The organism is Thermococcus sp. (genome assembly GCF_026991495.1).
Classification (GTDB): domain Archaea; phylum Methanobacteriota_B; class Thermococci; order Thermococcales; family Thermococcaceae; genus Thermococcus.
Genome location: NZ_JALXBJ010000037.1, coordinates 7,973 through 21,108, shown reverse-complemented (window position 1 = coordinate 21,108; position 13,136 = coordinate 7,973). Strand labels below are relative to the sequence as shown.

The 13,136-nt window shown below is 53.2% G+C and carries 11 protein-coding genes and 1 pseudogene; 3 read left to right on the top strand and 9 right to left on the bottom strand.

Translation table 11 applies throughout. The features are described from left to right. A pseudogene (locus MVB78_RS04960) lies at window positions 1-371 on the bottom strand (hypothetical protein); the annotation flags it as partial. Window positions 372-468: 97 nt separating this feature from the next. On the opposite strand from MVB78_RS04960, the gene MVB78_RS04955 reads away from it, so the two are divergent. Beyond that, complete coding sequence (locus MVB78_RS04955; RefSeq protein ID WP_297488673.1) at window positions 469-1,911, top strand: NAD(P)H-hydrate dehydratase; 1,443 nt, start codon at window positions 469-471, stop codon at window positions 1,909-1,911. 119 nt (window positions 1,912-2,030) lie between these two features. On the opposite strand, the gene MVB78_RS04950 is transcribed toward MVB78_RS04955, so the two are convergent. The 5 genes from MVB78_RS04950 to MVB78_RS04930 all read right to left on the bottom strand — a co-directional run bounded on the left by MVB78_RS04950 (window position 2,031) and on the right by MVB78_RS04930 (window position 6,847). Then, on the bottom strand, window positions 2,031-3,491 hold the full coding sequence (locus MVB78_RS04950) for a hypothetical protein (RefSeq protein WP_297488664.1): 1,461 nt from the start codon (window positions 3,489-3,491) through the stop codon (window positions 2,031-2,033). A 379-nt stretch (window positions 3,492-3,870) separates the two neighbouring features. After that, window positions 3,871-5,247, bottom strand: coding sequence for an alpha-amylase (locus tag MVB78_RS04945; RefSeq protein ID WP_297488661.1), 1,377 nt, complete (start codon window positions 5,245-5,247; stop codon window positions 3,871-3,873). A 146-nt stretch (window positions 5,248-5,393) separates the two neighbouring features. Further along, window positions 5,394-5,954, bottom strand: a complete 561-nt coding sequence (locus tag MVB78_RS04940; RefSeq protein ID WP_297488658.1) for a transcriptional regulator — start codon at window positions 5,952-5,954, stop codon at window positions 5,394-5,396. 3 nt (window positions 5,955-5,957) lie between these two features. Beyond that, window positions 5,958-6,260, bottom strand: coding sequence for a DUF211 domain-containing protein (locus tag MVB78_RS04935; RefSeq protein WP_297488655.1), 303 nt, complete (start codon window positions 6,258-6,260; stop codon window positions 5,958-5,960). A gap of 5 nt (window positions 6,261-6,265) precedes the next feature. Beyond that, window positions 6,266-6,847 carry a winged helix-turn-helix domain-containing protein gene (locus MVB78_RS04930; protein WP_297488653.1) on the bottom strand — a complete coding sequence of 194 codons (582 nt, stop codon included), beginning with the start codon at window positions 6,845-6,847 and terminating at the stop codon, window positions 6,266-6,268. 178 nt (window positions 6,848-7,025) lie between these two features. Here MVB78_RS04930 and MVB78_RS04925 point away from each other — a divergent pair, with 178 nt between their 5' ends. Next, entirely contained in the window at window positions 7,026-8,435 is a 1,410-nt protein-coding gene (locus MVB78_RS04925) for an acetate--CoA ligase family protein (RefSeq protein WP_297488650.1), read from the top strand. Window positions 8,436-8,587: 152 nt separating this feature from the next. Here the strand turns inward: MVB78_RS04925 and MVB78_RS04920 are convergent, their stop codons facing one another. From MVB78_RS04920 to MVB78_RS04910, 3 genes are all read right to left on the bottom strand, one after another. Further along, entirely contained in the window at window positions 8,588-9,952 is a 1,365-nt protein-coding gene (locus MVB78_RS04920) for an ATP-binding protein (protein WP_297488647.1), read from the bottom strand. Between the two features lie 79 nt (window positions 9,953-10,031). After that, entirely contained in the window at window positions 10,032-10,805 is a 774-nt protein-coding gene (locus MVB78_RS04915) for an MBL fold metallo-hydrolase (RefSeq protein ID WP_297488644.1), read from the bottom strand. 4 nt (window positions 10,806-10,809) lie between these two features. Further along, complete coding sequence (locus MVB78_RS04910) at window positions 10,810-11,655, bottom strand: DMT family transporter (protein WP_297488642.1); 846 nt, start codon at window positions 11,653-11,655, stop codon at window positions 10,810-10,812. 173 nt (window positions 11,656-11,828) lie between these two features. Here MVB78_RS04910 and MVB78_RS04905 point away from each other — a divergent pair, with 173 nt between their 5' ends. Then, window positions 11,829-12,983, top strand: coding sequence for a tryptophan--tRNA ligase (locus MVB78_RS04905; protein WP_297488639.1), 1,155 nt, complete (start codon window positions 11,829-11,831; stop codon window positions 12,981-12,983). The last annotated feature ends 153 nt before the right edge of the window (window positions 12,984-13,136 follow it).

Here is a 13,136-nt window from a genome sequence, read left to right as displayed (position 1 = left end):
AGCCCCCACTGTCCGGAGGGGACGCTCACCTCCGCTCCAGTCGCAAAGATCACCCCGTTGAACTCCATGTAAAGAACACCCTGACTCTCTATCAGCTCCTTAATGTAGCCCACGTCGTCCCGCGTGGCATTTGCCACGGTCAACACCATTGAGGCCGTTCCGTTTTTCTCAATGGAGAGAACCTTAAAGCCCGAACTCTCAAGCCTCTCGCTGAGGAGTGCCTGCAGATCACCCAACTCGTCGTCGCTTAACGGGGTGCCGGCTTTTATCACAAAGGCTAAAGTCCCCTTCTCCGCCGGCGATGACTGAGCCAGCGGGTACGCCATACCCATCAACAGGAATGTTAATAGTATCCCCCAAATGCGCGTCATTAAATCACCCACCATCATGGTCACATTGGCCTTTAAATGTTTTGTCCTTGGGTTAGCCTTTTAGCCACACGGGCAGAGACTTCAATCGGTGACCCCCATGCGCATTGAAGACGTCTACATCTGGGACATCAACGCGAAGTGGCTCGGCATCTCCCCGCTCCAGCTCATGGAGAACGCCGGCTCTGGCGTTGCGCGGACGATAGAAGAACGCTTCGGCAAAGGCCTCAAAATTGCAGTCTTCTCCGGCACCGGCAACAACGGCGGCGACGGCTTTGTTGCCGCGAGACACCTCAGCTTCGAGAACGATGTTACAGTTTTCCTCGTCGGAGAGGAAGCGAAGATAAGGAGCGAAGAAGCTAAACACAACTGGGAGCTCCTCAAAAGGCTGGATTTTGTGGAAATTCGAACCCTAAAGGACTCCTCCTACGTAAGGTCGCTTGACCTCTCCGGGTTTGACGTTATCGTTGACGCCCTCCTCGGGGCCGGCACCAAAGGCGAGCCGCGTGAACCCATACGCTCTGCCATCGAGAGGATAAACGAGTACGCGGGAAAAGCGAAGGTAGTCAGCGTTGACCTGCCGAGCGGCTACCCCTCGAAAATCCGCGTTAAAGCGGACTTCGCGGTGACGTTCCAGTGGGACAAGGAGGAGTATGATGGTTTTGAGCGCGTTGTGGTCAAGATAGGCTACCCGGAGGAGCTCTACCACCTCGTCGGGCCCGGCGACGCGAAGTTCGCGCTGAGGAAGAAAGGCCAGCACAAGGGGCAGAACGGCAGGTTGCTCGTGATCGGCGGGAGCGAGGACTACTTCGGGGCACCTTACTTGGCTTCCAAAGCCGCTTCTTATCTGGTGGACCTCGTTTACCTCGCGATGCCGGAGTATTCCGCGAGGAGAATAAGCGACCCGGACTTAATCCTCCGCCCGGTCGAGGGGAGGAACTTCACCCGGGAGCACGTTGCCCCATTACTTGAACTCGCCAAGAGGATTGATGCTGTGGTTATTGGCCCAGGGCTAGGCCTCAGAGAAGAAACCAAAGCCTTCGTAAGGGAGTTCGTGAAGCGCTGCGAGAAACCTCTCGTCATAGACGCCGACGGATTAAAAGCGGTGGCCGAAGATTTGAGCGTTCTCAATGGCAAGACCTTCGTCCTAACTCCCCACGCCGGCGAGTTCAGGGCCCTCTTTGGAGCGAAGCCTGAGGGCTCACTCACGGAGAAAGCGAAACTCGTGATGGAGAAAGCGGGGAAAACAGGTGGTGTAATACTCCTGAAAGGCCCTTACGACATCATAAGCGACGGAAGAACCTGGAGGTACAACAAAACCGGGAACAGGGGAATGACCACCGGAGGAACAGGGGATGTTTTGGCGGGCCTCGTAGGGGCCCTTTTAGCGCTCGGAAACAATCCGCTGAGGGCAGCATCAGTTGGAGCGTTCCTGAACGGTCTTGCCGGGGATATAACAAAGGAAGAGCTTGGCGAGAACTTCACAGCTTTAGAGGTCGCTAAAAAGGTTCCAAAGGCCGTGAAGTGGGTGGGGGAGTTCTGATCTACCGACTACATTCTATTTTTGGGCCGCCAGTGGCAGAACCTCTCATCGGTATCGGCTACTTCAAAGAAAACTCCACTAGAAACTACCGTGGAACTGCTCAGGGATAAGGAAAGAAGTCACCGAACATCAATGAAAAATCCTACGGGGACGTTGGTGTCGACGTGATCGGATTTCCAAAACTCCCACCAGCTTTTTTTCAGGGGTATCGACATTTTGTAACTGGATTTGTAGCCTATGAACCTTACTAACCCCGTTGGGCCGTTGTTACGAACTTCTCCCATTATGGCATAATGGGACTCCCCTTTGGCACTGAAACCTACCACAAGAGTATCGAACCAGGGGGGCAGGGAGTGGCCGGTTAGAACGTTAATGAGGGCACCAACCGGAACACCAATCCCAAAGGAGTAGCCATCGGTTCCATGGTAAATCTCCTCAAAGAAGTTCTCGAGGTACACATCCCTCCCTACGGGCCCTTCGAGTGCTGGAGACTGCTCGAGGGTATCAAAGGGTGGGAGGTACGGAGGACGTTCAAGTGTGGCTCCGGATTCTATATTTAAAACCTTGCCGTACTTACCCGAGATCGAGAACTCGTCGATCTTTGCTATGTACCTTTCGTTTCCGGTTGGTTCGCAGCCAGGGAGACCAGGTTCAGCTCCGATCCCACAAACGTACTCCTGCTGGTAGATGTAGTGTATCTTTCCTTTAATCCACACGTAACCCCAGATCTTCTCCTTCGGAACGGTCAGTATGCTGCCCCCTCTGTACCAGTTTGTAAAGGACCTCCCAAGGGCTTTTAGCTTTATTGAGCTTGGATCAAAAGTGGTTTTCTTGGATATAAGCTTCCCGAAGGCCACGGTTACCTCTGGCCCTATATAATCGCTTTGAGAAGTTCCAATCTGGAGGGTTCCGGTAACGTCGGACCATGCCATGTTTCTAATGATTAAAACCGGGATCTTGACGTCTGAGTAGGAGTTCTCAGCAATGGTCACCCACTTGTACTCTCTGGGAATGATCGGTACAAGAAACTCCGGTTCTTCTCTTTGTGAGCCCTTTCCTCCGGGATTTCCCTGGCTGGACTCTTTTTCTGGTGTTGTGATCTCAGTAACCACCGCATCCCTGAAGTCTAGATGAAGGGAGAACTTGGCCGCGAAAAGGCCGCCTTCAGAGACGTCGAGTTCAAGGCTCGCGGGGGGAAGGGTGTAGAGCTTTCCCTCCCTAACGACCCACAGGTCGATGCCAATGAAGGCCGTTTTGGAATCCATTTTTTGGGCTATTTTTCTAAGCTTTTCCGTTTCAGCTTTTGAGAGTTTTATCGTGTTTCCTGAGAAGAACAATCCTCTTTTAAGAACCCCCCGTTTTAAAACTTCAAAGCTCCCGTTTTCATCGAAAGTCCAAACGGAGTAATGAACCGTTCCATAGTCCGTGATTGCCTTCCCGTTTGCATCTACAACGTCGATTTTAACGCCTCCTATCGGGGAGGCTTTGATGTACACTCCAAGACTCACAAGAAGGAGCAGGAGTGATACGAGTACTATTGGTTTTTTCCACTTCAACAATTTCACCTCCTTCAAAGCCACTAGCAGTTAATATTTTAACTCTAATAACTTTTAAATTTTTCTATCTGAAATAAAACTTTAATAAATCTATGTTTATGTTAGTAAATAACCAAGCTAGTCTTGGAACTCTCATGAGGTTACATTGGAAGCAAAGGGTTTACACAAAGTCCCTTCTTTCTTTCATCAGGGTCTCTCTTCAGCTCTAGTGTACCTGTATGCCCGGTCAAGGGAATACGAAACACTGCTCTCTGGAAGGAAGAGGGTAGTTGTTTTCTCTGCTGTGCACTCCATTACAATAGCCTTTCCCCCTGAAAACCCCTGTTGTTCCGGGTCGGACTGGGGGAGCTGAAAAGGAGCTTGGCCTGAAGAAGGGGAAAGAATAATGGAAGATAGGCAGGGGTCACCCGACCCCTGCGTAGCTCCAGACAGAATAGCCGTAATAACCGTTGGCGGGATCGTAGGGTGGAGCCGTGAGCTTGACCCAGCCGTCGTACTGGACGTACCTGTCCGCCCAGCCGCCGAGGTTGCCCGTGTACTCGTGGATGGTCTGGCCGGCGAACTTAGGACCGACGTTGACCCACCTCTCGGCCCAGCCGTCGCCGAGGTTTATGTAGGTGATCAGCCCAGGTCTGCTCGAATCGCCGGTTCTCTCGAAGATGAGCTCGTCGCTGTCGTAGTAGAGGATCTTCGTGCTCCCGCCGGCGAGGTGGTCGTGTATCCAGATTAGGTTTATAAGCTTGTCCTTGTTGAGCCAGTCCTCAAAGTCGCGGTAGAAGATGACCGGCTGGCCCTCGTAGGTGAGGATGAAGGCGTAGGCAGGATACTTGTTCCAGATTATGTCAGTATCGTGGTTGGCGACGAAGGTTACCGCCTTGAAGGGATCGCGGGAAACGACCGTTCCACCGTTCTGGAGGGCGGAAACGAGGGCAGGGATGTCGTTGTTGTCGAAGGCCTCGTCCATCTTGTAGTAGAGGGGGAAGTCGAAGACCTTTGCCCCGCTGTCATCGGCCCAGGTAATGAGCTTGTCAACGTCGGTGTCCCAGTACTCGCCGACGGCCCAGCCTCCCCACCAGTCGAGCCAGTCCTTGACGACCCAAGCTCCATAGCCCTTGACGTAGTCGAAGCGCCACGCGTCAACCCCTATGCTCCTCAGGTAGGCCGCGTAGCTCTCGTCGCTCGCCCAGAGCCAGTGCTGGTCCCAGCTCTTCTCGTGGGCTATGTCCGGGAAGTCGCCGAAAGTCCCCTCATCGCAGCACTTGACCTCGTTTGGATGGAAGTCGAGGTAGTTGGCGGTGTACTTGCCCGAGGCGACCTTCGAGAAGTCGGTCCACGTGTAGCTGTTGGTGAAGGGGTTCCACTCCTGATCGCCACCGGAGCGGTGGTTTATGACGATGTCCGCTATGACCTTTATCCCGTAGGAATGGGCCGTGTTTATCATCCTCACAAGCTCCTGCTTTGATCCGAAGCGGGTCTCGACTGTTCCCTTCTGGTAGTACTCGCCGAGGTCGAAGAAGTCGTAGGGGTCATAGCCCATCGAGTAGCCTCCGCTGGCTCCCTTCTCCGGTGGCGGGATCCATATGGCCGAGATCCCGGCGTCGTACCACTCGGGTATCTTCTCCCGTATTGTGTCCCACCAGATTCCACCGCTTGGGACATCCCAGTAGAAGGCCTGCATTACCACTCCGCCGTCGTCGAGGTTGAGGTACTTCGCCGCCCCCGCGTAGGGAACGAACAGACATAGGGCCACTAACACTACAGCGAGCACTGCACCCCTCATTATGTACACCCCTGCATATTAGTATCACCGTGGGTGAATATTTAAGCTTTGCCATTAGTGATCATCAGCGGACTTAACATGACATTATAGAATGAAAAGAAACTGTAACATGGGGGTAGGCTTAAAGGAAAACTACGGGAGAGGCCTCATTCAAAGTGCAGAAGCTTCTTGGCAAGGCGGGACTTTTCACAGAGGTTGCAGCTCTGGAGGAAAACGAGCATGTTGAGGAGGTGGAAGAGCTCTATCTCGGTCAGCTCAACTTCGGCCTCGGAAACCCTTTTGAGGATGGGCTGGGACGAGACCTCTATGAAATCAAGAACCTCCTCAGCGAGCTTTATCATGGCCGCCCTGTCTTCAACGGTGTAACCGCTCTTTTCCAGTATGCGAACGAGCTTCTCGGCTTCAACGTGAATGTACGCCCTTCTGAACCGCTCGATGCTCTCATCCGGGCCTACTTTTATGAGGAACATCCTCGCCGTTCTCGCGTATATCCTCTCCCCTCCAACGCTTTCCAGCTCCTCGACAAGCCCGGCGACCTCAAGGTTCTTAATATGCCTGTATATAGTGCTCCTGTCCTTCCCTATTGCCTCGCTTAGCTCGTTCACACTCATGGGCCGCTCCCTGAGCAGTTGAAGGATTTTAAACCTGGTGTCGTCTGAGAGAACCCTCACCTTGGAGGGGTCGGTTATTATTATAACCTCCTTCAAAACTCACTCCTCCAGCTTATCCTGCGGGGTCTCCTCTTCCTCAACGATCTTCCTCCCAGCGGCGACCATGTCTATGCTGTGGACGACGCCGCCGAACTCCTCTATAGTTCTGACTATCTCCTCGTAGTCTAAGTTGTCCCCAACTATCGTTATCTTAACGTTCTCGGTCTCCTTGTCGATCTCGACGAGGGTTATGTTTACCCCCTCGACCCTTTCCAGCTCGCTGAGCCCGAGGGCTAACTCGGTCACTATCGGCTGATGGGGCTTCAAAACGTCGAGAACCAAGAGCCTTATTCCCCTTCCCATAAGTCTCACCGCTCTATCCCGAGTACCTCCCCCAGCCTGCGGACGAGGGAGATGGACTCATCGTCCCTGCCCATCTTGGCCATCGCGAGCCACTCTATCGCGTGGATTATGTCCTCATCTGAAAAGTCCTTCAGCTTCTCCTCGTTGGCCTCTATCTCCCTCGATATCTCCGTCTTGTACTCGTGCTCCTTCTCAAGGAGCCTGTCCATGATGTTGAGCAGCTCCTCCCCATCGAACTCGTATCCCAGAGCCTTGAATATCTCAAGCTTCGTCTTCAGGCGGGAGCGGGCGAAGTAGCGGAGCTCCTCATCGCCGAGGTAGAGGTTTATGTAGAAGGCATCCGCTGTTCTACCGTAGTACTTCTCAACGAGGTTGCCCTTCATCTCGGTCCTCTTGACCTCGACGAGGCCGGCCTCCTTGAGCTTCTCAATGTGGTGGTATATCGTCTGCGGGGTCTTTCCGAGTATCTCGCTCAGCTGAGATATCGTCATCTCCCTGTTACGCAGGAGGGCTAATATCTTCCTCCTCGTGTCCTCAAGCATTAGTTTTATTACCTCCGGATCAGTAATCACCTTAACCTTGGTCATATGTCCCCACCTCATTTTAACGTTCCAATGGAATTTTTAACGTTCATCAGCATTTAACCTTTTCTCTCTCACAAAGGTTTATATATGTAAAGGATCGCCCGGTTAATGAAGTCCCGGATAAAAAGTCCACCGGGAACGCTTAAATAGGCCTTCCCGAAAAAGCTTCGGAGGTGGTAGGATGGAAAGACCGAACCTCGACTTCCTGTTCTACCCGAGGAGCGTCGCTGTCATAGGGGCATCCCACGTTCCGGGGAAGATCGGGAACGCAATAATGCGCTCCATAACGCTCCGCTTCGGCGGAAAGGTCTACGCCGTCAACGTCAAGGGCGGTGAGATAGAGGTCAACGGGAGGAGGTTCAAGGTTTACAGGAGCATAAGGGAGGTTCCCGACGAGGTTGACGTTGCAGTTATAGCGGTTCCAGCGAAGTTCGTGCCGAATGTCATAGACGAATGCGGCGAGAAGGGCGTTAAAGGCGCCGTTGTCATAAGCGCGGGCTTTAAGGAGGCCGGAAGGGTCGACCTTGAGGAAGAGCTCGTCAGAAGGGCCAAGAAGTGGGGGATCAAAGTTGTCGGCCCGAACTGTTTGGGAGTTACCAACCTTGAGAACGGCTTCGACTGCAACTTCAATCCTCCTGAGAGACAGGCCAGGCCGCCCTTTGGAAAGGTTGCCTTCATGAGCCAGAGCGGTGCCTTTGGCGCGGCAATCCTCGACTGGGCGGCAAGGGAAAAGATAGGCATGAGCAAGTTCATCAGCCTCGGCAACATGGCCGACCTCGACGAGAGCGACTTCATGGCCTACCTCGGCGACGACCCCAAGACCGGTGTCATAACGGGCTACATCGAGGGCGTTAAGGACGGAAGGAAGTTCTTCAACACCGCCAAAGAGGTCACCCTCAAAAAGCCGGTCGTTATACTCAAGAGTGGCAGGACGGAGGCAGGAGCTAAGGCGGCAGCTTCTCACACGGGCTCGCTTGCAGGCGCCTACAGGATTTACCAGGCGGTCTTCGAGCAGGCGGGCGTTTTAGAGGCCAAAAGCATGAGACAGCTCTTCAACTACGCCAAGGCTTTGGCCATGCAGAGGCCGGCCAAGGGTGACCGAGTGGCTATAGTTACCAACGGAGGTGGCGCCGGCGTCATGATGAGCGACGGCCTGCTTGAGCGCGGAATGAAGCTGGCCGAGCTGAGCGGGGAGACCCTTGAGAAGTTTAAGCAGGACATCGAGGCAGGAAAGCTCCCGGAGCACATGAGCTATAGGAACCCGATTGACGTAATCGGCGACGCCCCGTCGAGCAGGTACGAGGTGGCTATGCGCTACGCTTTGGAGGACGAGAACGTTGACGTTCTCGTCGTTATAGCGCTCTTCCAGAGTCCGGCCCTCGACGAGGACATCGTTGAAGCCATTGCGAAGATGAAGGCCTACGGCAAGCCGATAGTGTTTGTGGCCCCAGGTGGAGATTACCCGCACAAGATGGCCAGGAACATCGAGCTCAAGGGAATTCCAGTTTACGAGACCGTCGAGGATGGAGTTGACGCTGTCTACGCCCTCGTTAAATACGGCGAGTGGCTGGGGGAGAACGGGAGGATTTGAGATTCTTTCTTCTTCATTTCCTCAATATCTGAAGTCCCGCTACCCTTTTGAAGTCATCATCGAACGTGGCGATTTTTTTCTATACCATAGAACTGCAGGTCAAAGAAAACGTTGTCCTTACCACTAATCTTCAATTTCCTCTCTGCTGAGCTTTACTTCTTTATTTTGGAGAACACTCTTTCAAAATCCCCCAAATCGAAAGCCAGCCCCAGGTTCTCCTTCCCTTCTATCCTCTTCGCGACTATTCCGAAGTGCTTTTCGTAGTCCTTGAGGCCTATAAGTTCGGCCTTTTTCCTGAGACGGCTTAGAATCCTTTTTGCATCTTTCTCACTCAGCTCCCTCCACTTCACCTCAACGAAAAGGGCCCTCTTTTCCCTCTCGTTCAAGGTAAGAAGGTCAATCTCCTCGTTCTTACGCCACCACCTTCCAATTCTGGTGAAGTGGAAGGGTAAAAGGTTCTTTTGATTTGCCTCCATCAGAAACTCCCTCGCGATTCCCTTGAAGGGCTTTCCGAGGAAAGCGTTGAAGTTTCTCTCGAAGTCTTCGATGGCGGCGCCCACAAAGTTCCCCTCAATTTCCTCGTAGTAGGGGTTCACAAATCTTGACCAGAAGAGGAAGTAGTTGTCCGCTATCTCGTAAATCCCCCTCTTCCCGAAGAGGGGAGTGACCTTTCTGACTATGCCGAGCTCGCCGAGAACCCTGAGGTAGGGAACCACCTGGTTCTCCTTCATGTAGCAGAAGTTCGCTATCTGGGTGACCCTCGTGTTCCCCCTCGCTATCGCTTCGAGAATCGCCAAGTAAGTTGAGAGCTCCCTCAGTTCCTCGCTCAGCAGGGCCTTGGCTTCCCTGAAGAGGAAGGCGGAGGAGTTGAAGAAGTTGGCCTTTATCTCCTCCTCGACGTTCCCCCCGCTGAAAAACTCAAGGTATTTCGGTGTTCCATTTGTTACCGAGTAGATTTTCACCAGATCCTCAATCTTCTTTGAGCCGAACCACTCCACCATGTGCTTGAACTGAAGGGGGGCTACCTTGATGCTGGCGTCGCTTCTCCCGTAGATGGGACTCGCATAGCTGAAGAACTCCCTCTCAAGGAGGGAAACGTACGAACCCGAAACAATCACTAGTGCGTTCAAATCTCTGTTCTCCTCAATCGCCCTGGAAAGCTCGCTCAGAATTCCGGCTTCTTTTTTGATAAGATACGAGAACTCGTCCAGAATTAGAAGCACCCTTCCTCTGGTAATCCCCTTGAGAAGGGCGAAGAGGGAGGGGAAGTCATTAACCTCAACGTTAAACCCCAAGAAGTCGGACACTTTCTTTGAGAGGAGCTTGAAGTTGTACCCCCTTGGTTTGTCCTCGAATATTACGAATATCCTCCCTTTGTCCTTAGAAAACTCCTCAAGTAGCCTGGTCTTTCCGACCCTTCTTCTCCCGTACACAAGAACCAGGGTTAAACCCTCCCGATCCCAGAGCTTTTCGAGGATGTCGAGCTCTTCCAGCCTGTTGACAAATTTTCTAAGCATGATTATATAAACGCGATTATAGTTTTTAAGAATTTCGGCTTTATTGTCTCCTCCACGAGCTTGAATCCTCTCCTCATCCTCAAACCTCAACCCACGTGAAGTCCCTCGCGACTTCCCCCCTTATTCCCGCCTCCCGTATCTTCTTTTCCAAAACCTCGTGGGTGTGGTTGCTGTGACTTATGTGGGCGAAGAGTGTGTAGCTTGCCCCTACTTTCTTGGCCAGCTCTATTGCCTCCTTAACCCCGAGGTGGGCCTTTGGTATCGCCTCCCTGTGGGTCATCTCAGCTATGAGCAACTCGGCTCCTTCCATTGCCTTAACTGCCTCTTTGTCATCCAGTATCTCCGGCCCTGTGTCGCCGGTCACCGCTATCCTCTTCCCCTTAACATCGAAAACAAAGCCGCCGGCGTTCTCTATGGGCTGGTGAACCGTCCTGAAGTGGAAGACGGACATATTTTTTACCTCGATCCACTCGTTGAAGGGAATCTCGTGGTATCTCCAGGCCCTTCTCTCCGGCGAAGCACCGCCGAGGAAGAGCGAAGCCAAACGCTTTGCCGTCTCAACCCCCTGCCCGTGGGAATAGACATCGAGCTCCCTGAAAACCTGAAGCTCGGGGAAGCCCGCTATGTGGTCGAAGTGGGCGTGGGTTATGAAGACCCTCTCGACCTTCCCGTTGAGCCTCTCAAGGTGGTAGTGTAAGTCTGGACTCGGGTCAACGAGCGTTTTCTCAAAATAGAGCGAGAACCTCGTCCTTCTGAGGAGGGGGTTAATCCTTGCCCTTGAGCAGTTCTCGCAGCTGCAGAGCGGTTTTGGCGTCCCGCTGTAGGAGCCCGAGCCAAGGATTACTAACTTCATGCCATCACCTCCTCCCGCTCTTCTCAAGGGCCACCAAAAGGGTTCCGGCTATTATGAGGGTGAGGCCCGCTACGTGGTAGGCGGTGGCCCTCTCACCGAGGATGACCATCGAGACTACAACTGACAGAACCGGGGAGGGAGTTAAAACCGCAGTGGCTTTCGAGAGGTTTATCCTCGCTATCGAGTAATACCAGAGCGACTGTGTAAGGGCTATTATGACGCCCTCCGCTAAAGCTAAGGGCGTGAAGGCGAAGCCGGTCTTTAAGACAGGAATGAGGAGCAAAAGACCGCCAAAGGTGTTCCTAAGGGTTGCTATTGTCAGCGGGGAGTAGGCTGTCCCCTTGGCTATAGCGTGGCCGATCTGCCAGAAGAGTGGGGTTAGGAGGAGCAGGAGATCGCCCTCCCTGACGGTTATTCCCCTTCCGCCGGTGACGACGAGAAAGACGCCGGAGACGAGGGCGAGAGCGGAGAAAGCACCTTTGGGGGTTATCCGCTCCCTCAGGAAGAGCCATCCGATGAGGAAGGAGTAGAAGACCTCAAAGCGGGTCAGTATCGCTGAGTTTATGGCCGTGCTGAGCCTCGTTCCGTAGGTGAAGAGGGAATATGCCACGGCGGTGGCGAAGAGCCCGGTGAGAAAAGTCTTCCCAAGCTCCCATGGCTTTTCCCTGATTTCGTTCGCTTTTCCCGTTGCGAACAGGGCTTTCCAGAGTAAACAGGAGGCGAAGAGGGAAGCTGTTGAAGCGAAGGCGAAGGGACTGACGGGATTTGCCTTTATAACCACGGGCTCAAGGCTTAGGAGCAGGAGAACTATGAAAGCCGTCAGCGTCCCCTCGGATTCCCTGCCCGGCATGGCTTTTCCTTCCCCGGAGGCCTTTTATCCCTTGCCCCGAACTGAAGAAGGCAAAAACTTTAAATCCTCCACTTCCTTCTTCCCCCCATGCAGGGTGGTCGCTTTTGGCGCTCCTGAGCCCCTCTTCTCGACCGCCTTAGTCAGGAGTTTCGTTTCCACTGGAGGTGCCTCAAATGGACGAGTTTAAGGTTACGCCATGGGACGTAGAGGGTATGGTCGACTACGACAAGCTCATAGAGCAGTTCGGGACAACCCCACTCACAGACGACCTCCTTGAGAGGACGGCAAGGCTGACTAAAAGCGAGCTCCCGATATTCTTCAGGAGGCGCTTTTTCTTCTCCCACAGGGACTACGACAAAATCCTTGCCGACTACGAGAGCGGAAAGGGCTTTTTCCTCTACACGGGCAGGGGCCCGAGCGGGCCGATGCACATAGGCCACATCATCCCGTTCTTCGCCACCAAATGGCTCCAGGAGAAGTTCGGGGTTAACCTATACATCCAGATAACCGACGACGAGAAGTTCCTCTTCAAGGAGAAGCTGAGCTTTGAGGACACCAAATACTGGGCGTATCAGAACATCCTCGACATCATAGCCGTTGGCTTCGATCCCGATAAGACCTTCATCTTCCAGAACAGCGAGTTCACGAAGATATACGAGATGGCCCTTCCCATAGCGAAGAAGATAAACTTCTCGATGGCCAAAGCGGTTTTCGGCTTCAACGAGCAGAGCAAGATTGGGATGATTTTCTACCCGGCAATACAGGCCGCTCCCACCTTCTTCGAGAAGAAGCGCTGTCTGATTCCAGCCGCTATAGATCAGGACCCCTACTGGCGCTTACAGAGGGACTTTGCAGAGAGCCTCGGCTACTACAAAACCGCCGCCCTTCACTCGAAGTTCGTCCCACCGCTCACGGGCCTTGAGGGCAAGATGAGCGCGAGCAAACCGGAAACGGCCGTTTACCTAACCGACGACCCGGAGGAAGCCGGAAGGAAGATATGGAAGTTTGCACTGACCGGAGGGAGGGCCACGGCGAAGGAGCAGAGGGAAAAAGGCGGCAAGCCAGAGAAGTGCATCGTCTTCAAGTGGTTCGAGATATTCTTTGAGCCGGACGACGAAAAACTGATGGAACGCTACCACGCGTGCAAGAGCGGAGAGCTGCTCTGCGGGCAGTGCAAGCGCGAGCTGATTGAAAGGGTTCAGAAGTTCCTCAGGGAGCACCAGGAGCGCAGAAAGAAAGCCGAGAAGAAGGTCGAGAAGTTCAAGTACACCGGCGAACTCGCGAGGGAGCAGTGGGATAAAGCCATCCCTGAGGCATTGAAGGAGTAACCTTTTTATACACTCTTCCCAACTTTTACTTTTTTTCTTTTGAAAGCCTTGCCCTTTGGGGCGGGGATGCAATAAACCACCCAAAAGCCATCAAGCGAGAAAGCAAACCATTTTAAAACCCAAAGACAATACCATACTTTGAAATGAAACAAA

Coding starts and splice junctions, on each gene's coding strand:
- MVB78_RS04955 (WP_297488673.1), top strand. CDS start 469: ATGCGCATTGAAGACGTCTACATCTGGGACATCAACGCGAAGTGGCTC.
- MVB78_RS04945 (WP_297488661.1), bottom strand. CDS start 5,247: ATGAGGGGTGCAGTGCTCGCTGTAGTGTTAGTGGCCCTATGTCTGTTC.
- MVB78_RS04935 (WP_297488655.1), bottom strand. CDS start 6,260: ATGGGAAGGGGAATAAGGCTCTTGGTTCTCGACGTTTTGAAGCCCCAT.
- MVB78_RS04930 (WP_297488653.1), bottom strand. CDS start 6,847: ATGACCAAGGTTAAGGTGATTACTGATCCGGAGGTAATAAAACTAATG.
- MVB78_RS04925 (WP_297488650.1), top strand. CDS start 7,026: ATGGAAAGACCGAACCTCGACTTCCTGTTCTACCCGAGGAGCGTCGCT.
- MVB78_RS04920 (WP_297488647.1), bottom strand. CDS start 9,952: ATGCTTAGAAAATTTGTCAACAGGCTGGAAGAGCTCGACATCCTCGAA.
- MVB78_RS04915 (WP_297488644.1), bottom strand. CDS start 10,805: ATGAAGTTAGTAATCCTTGGCTCGGGCTCCTACAGCGGGACGCCAAAA.
- MVB78_RS04910 (WP_297488642.1), bottom strand. CDS start 11,655: ATGCCGGGCAGGGAATCCGAGGGGACGCTGACGGCTTTCATAGTTCTC.
- MVB78_RS04905 (WP_297488639.1), top strand. CDS start 11,829: ATGGACGAGTTTAAGGTTACGCCATGGGACGTAGAGGGTATGGTCGAC.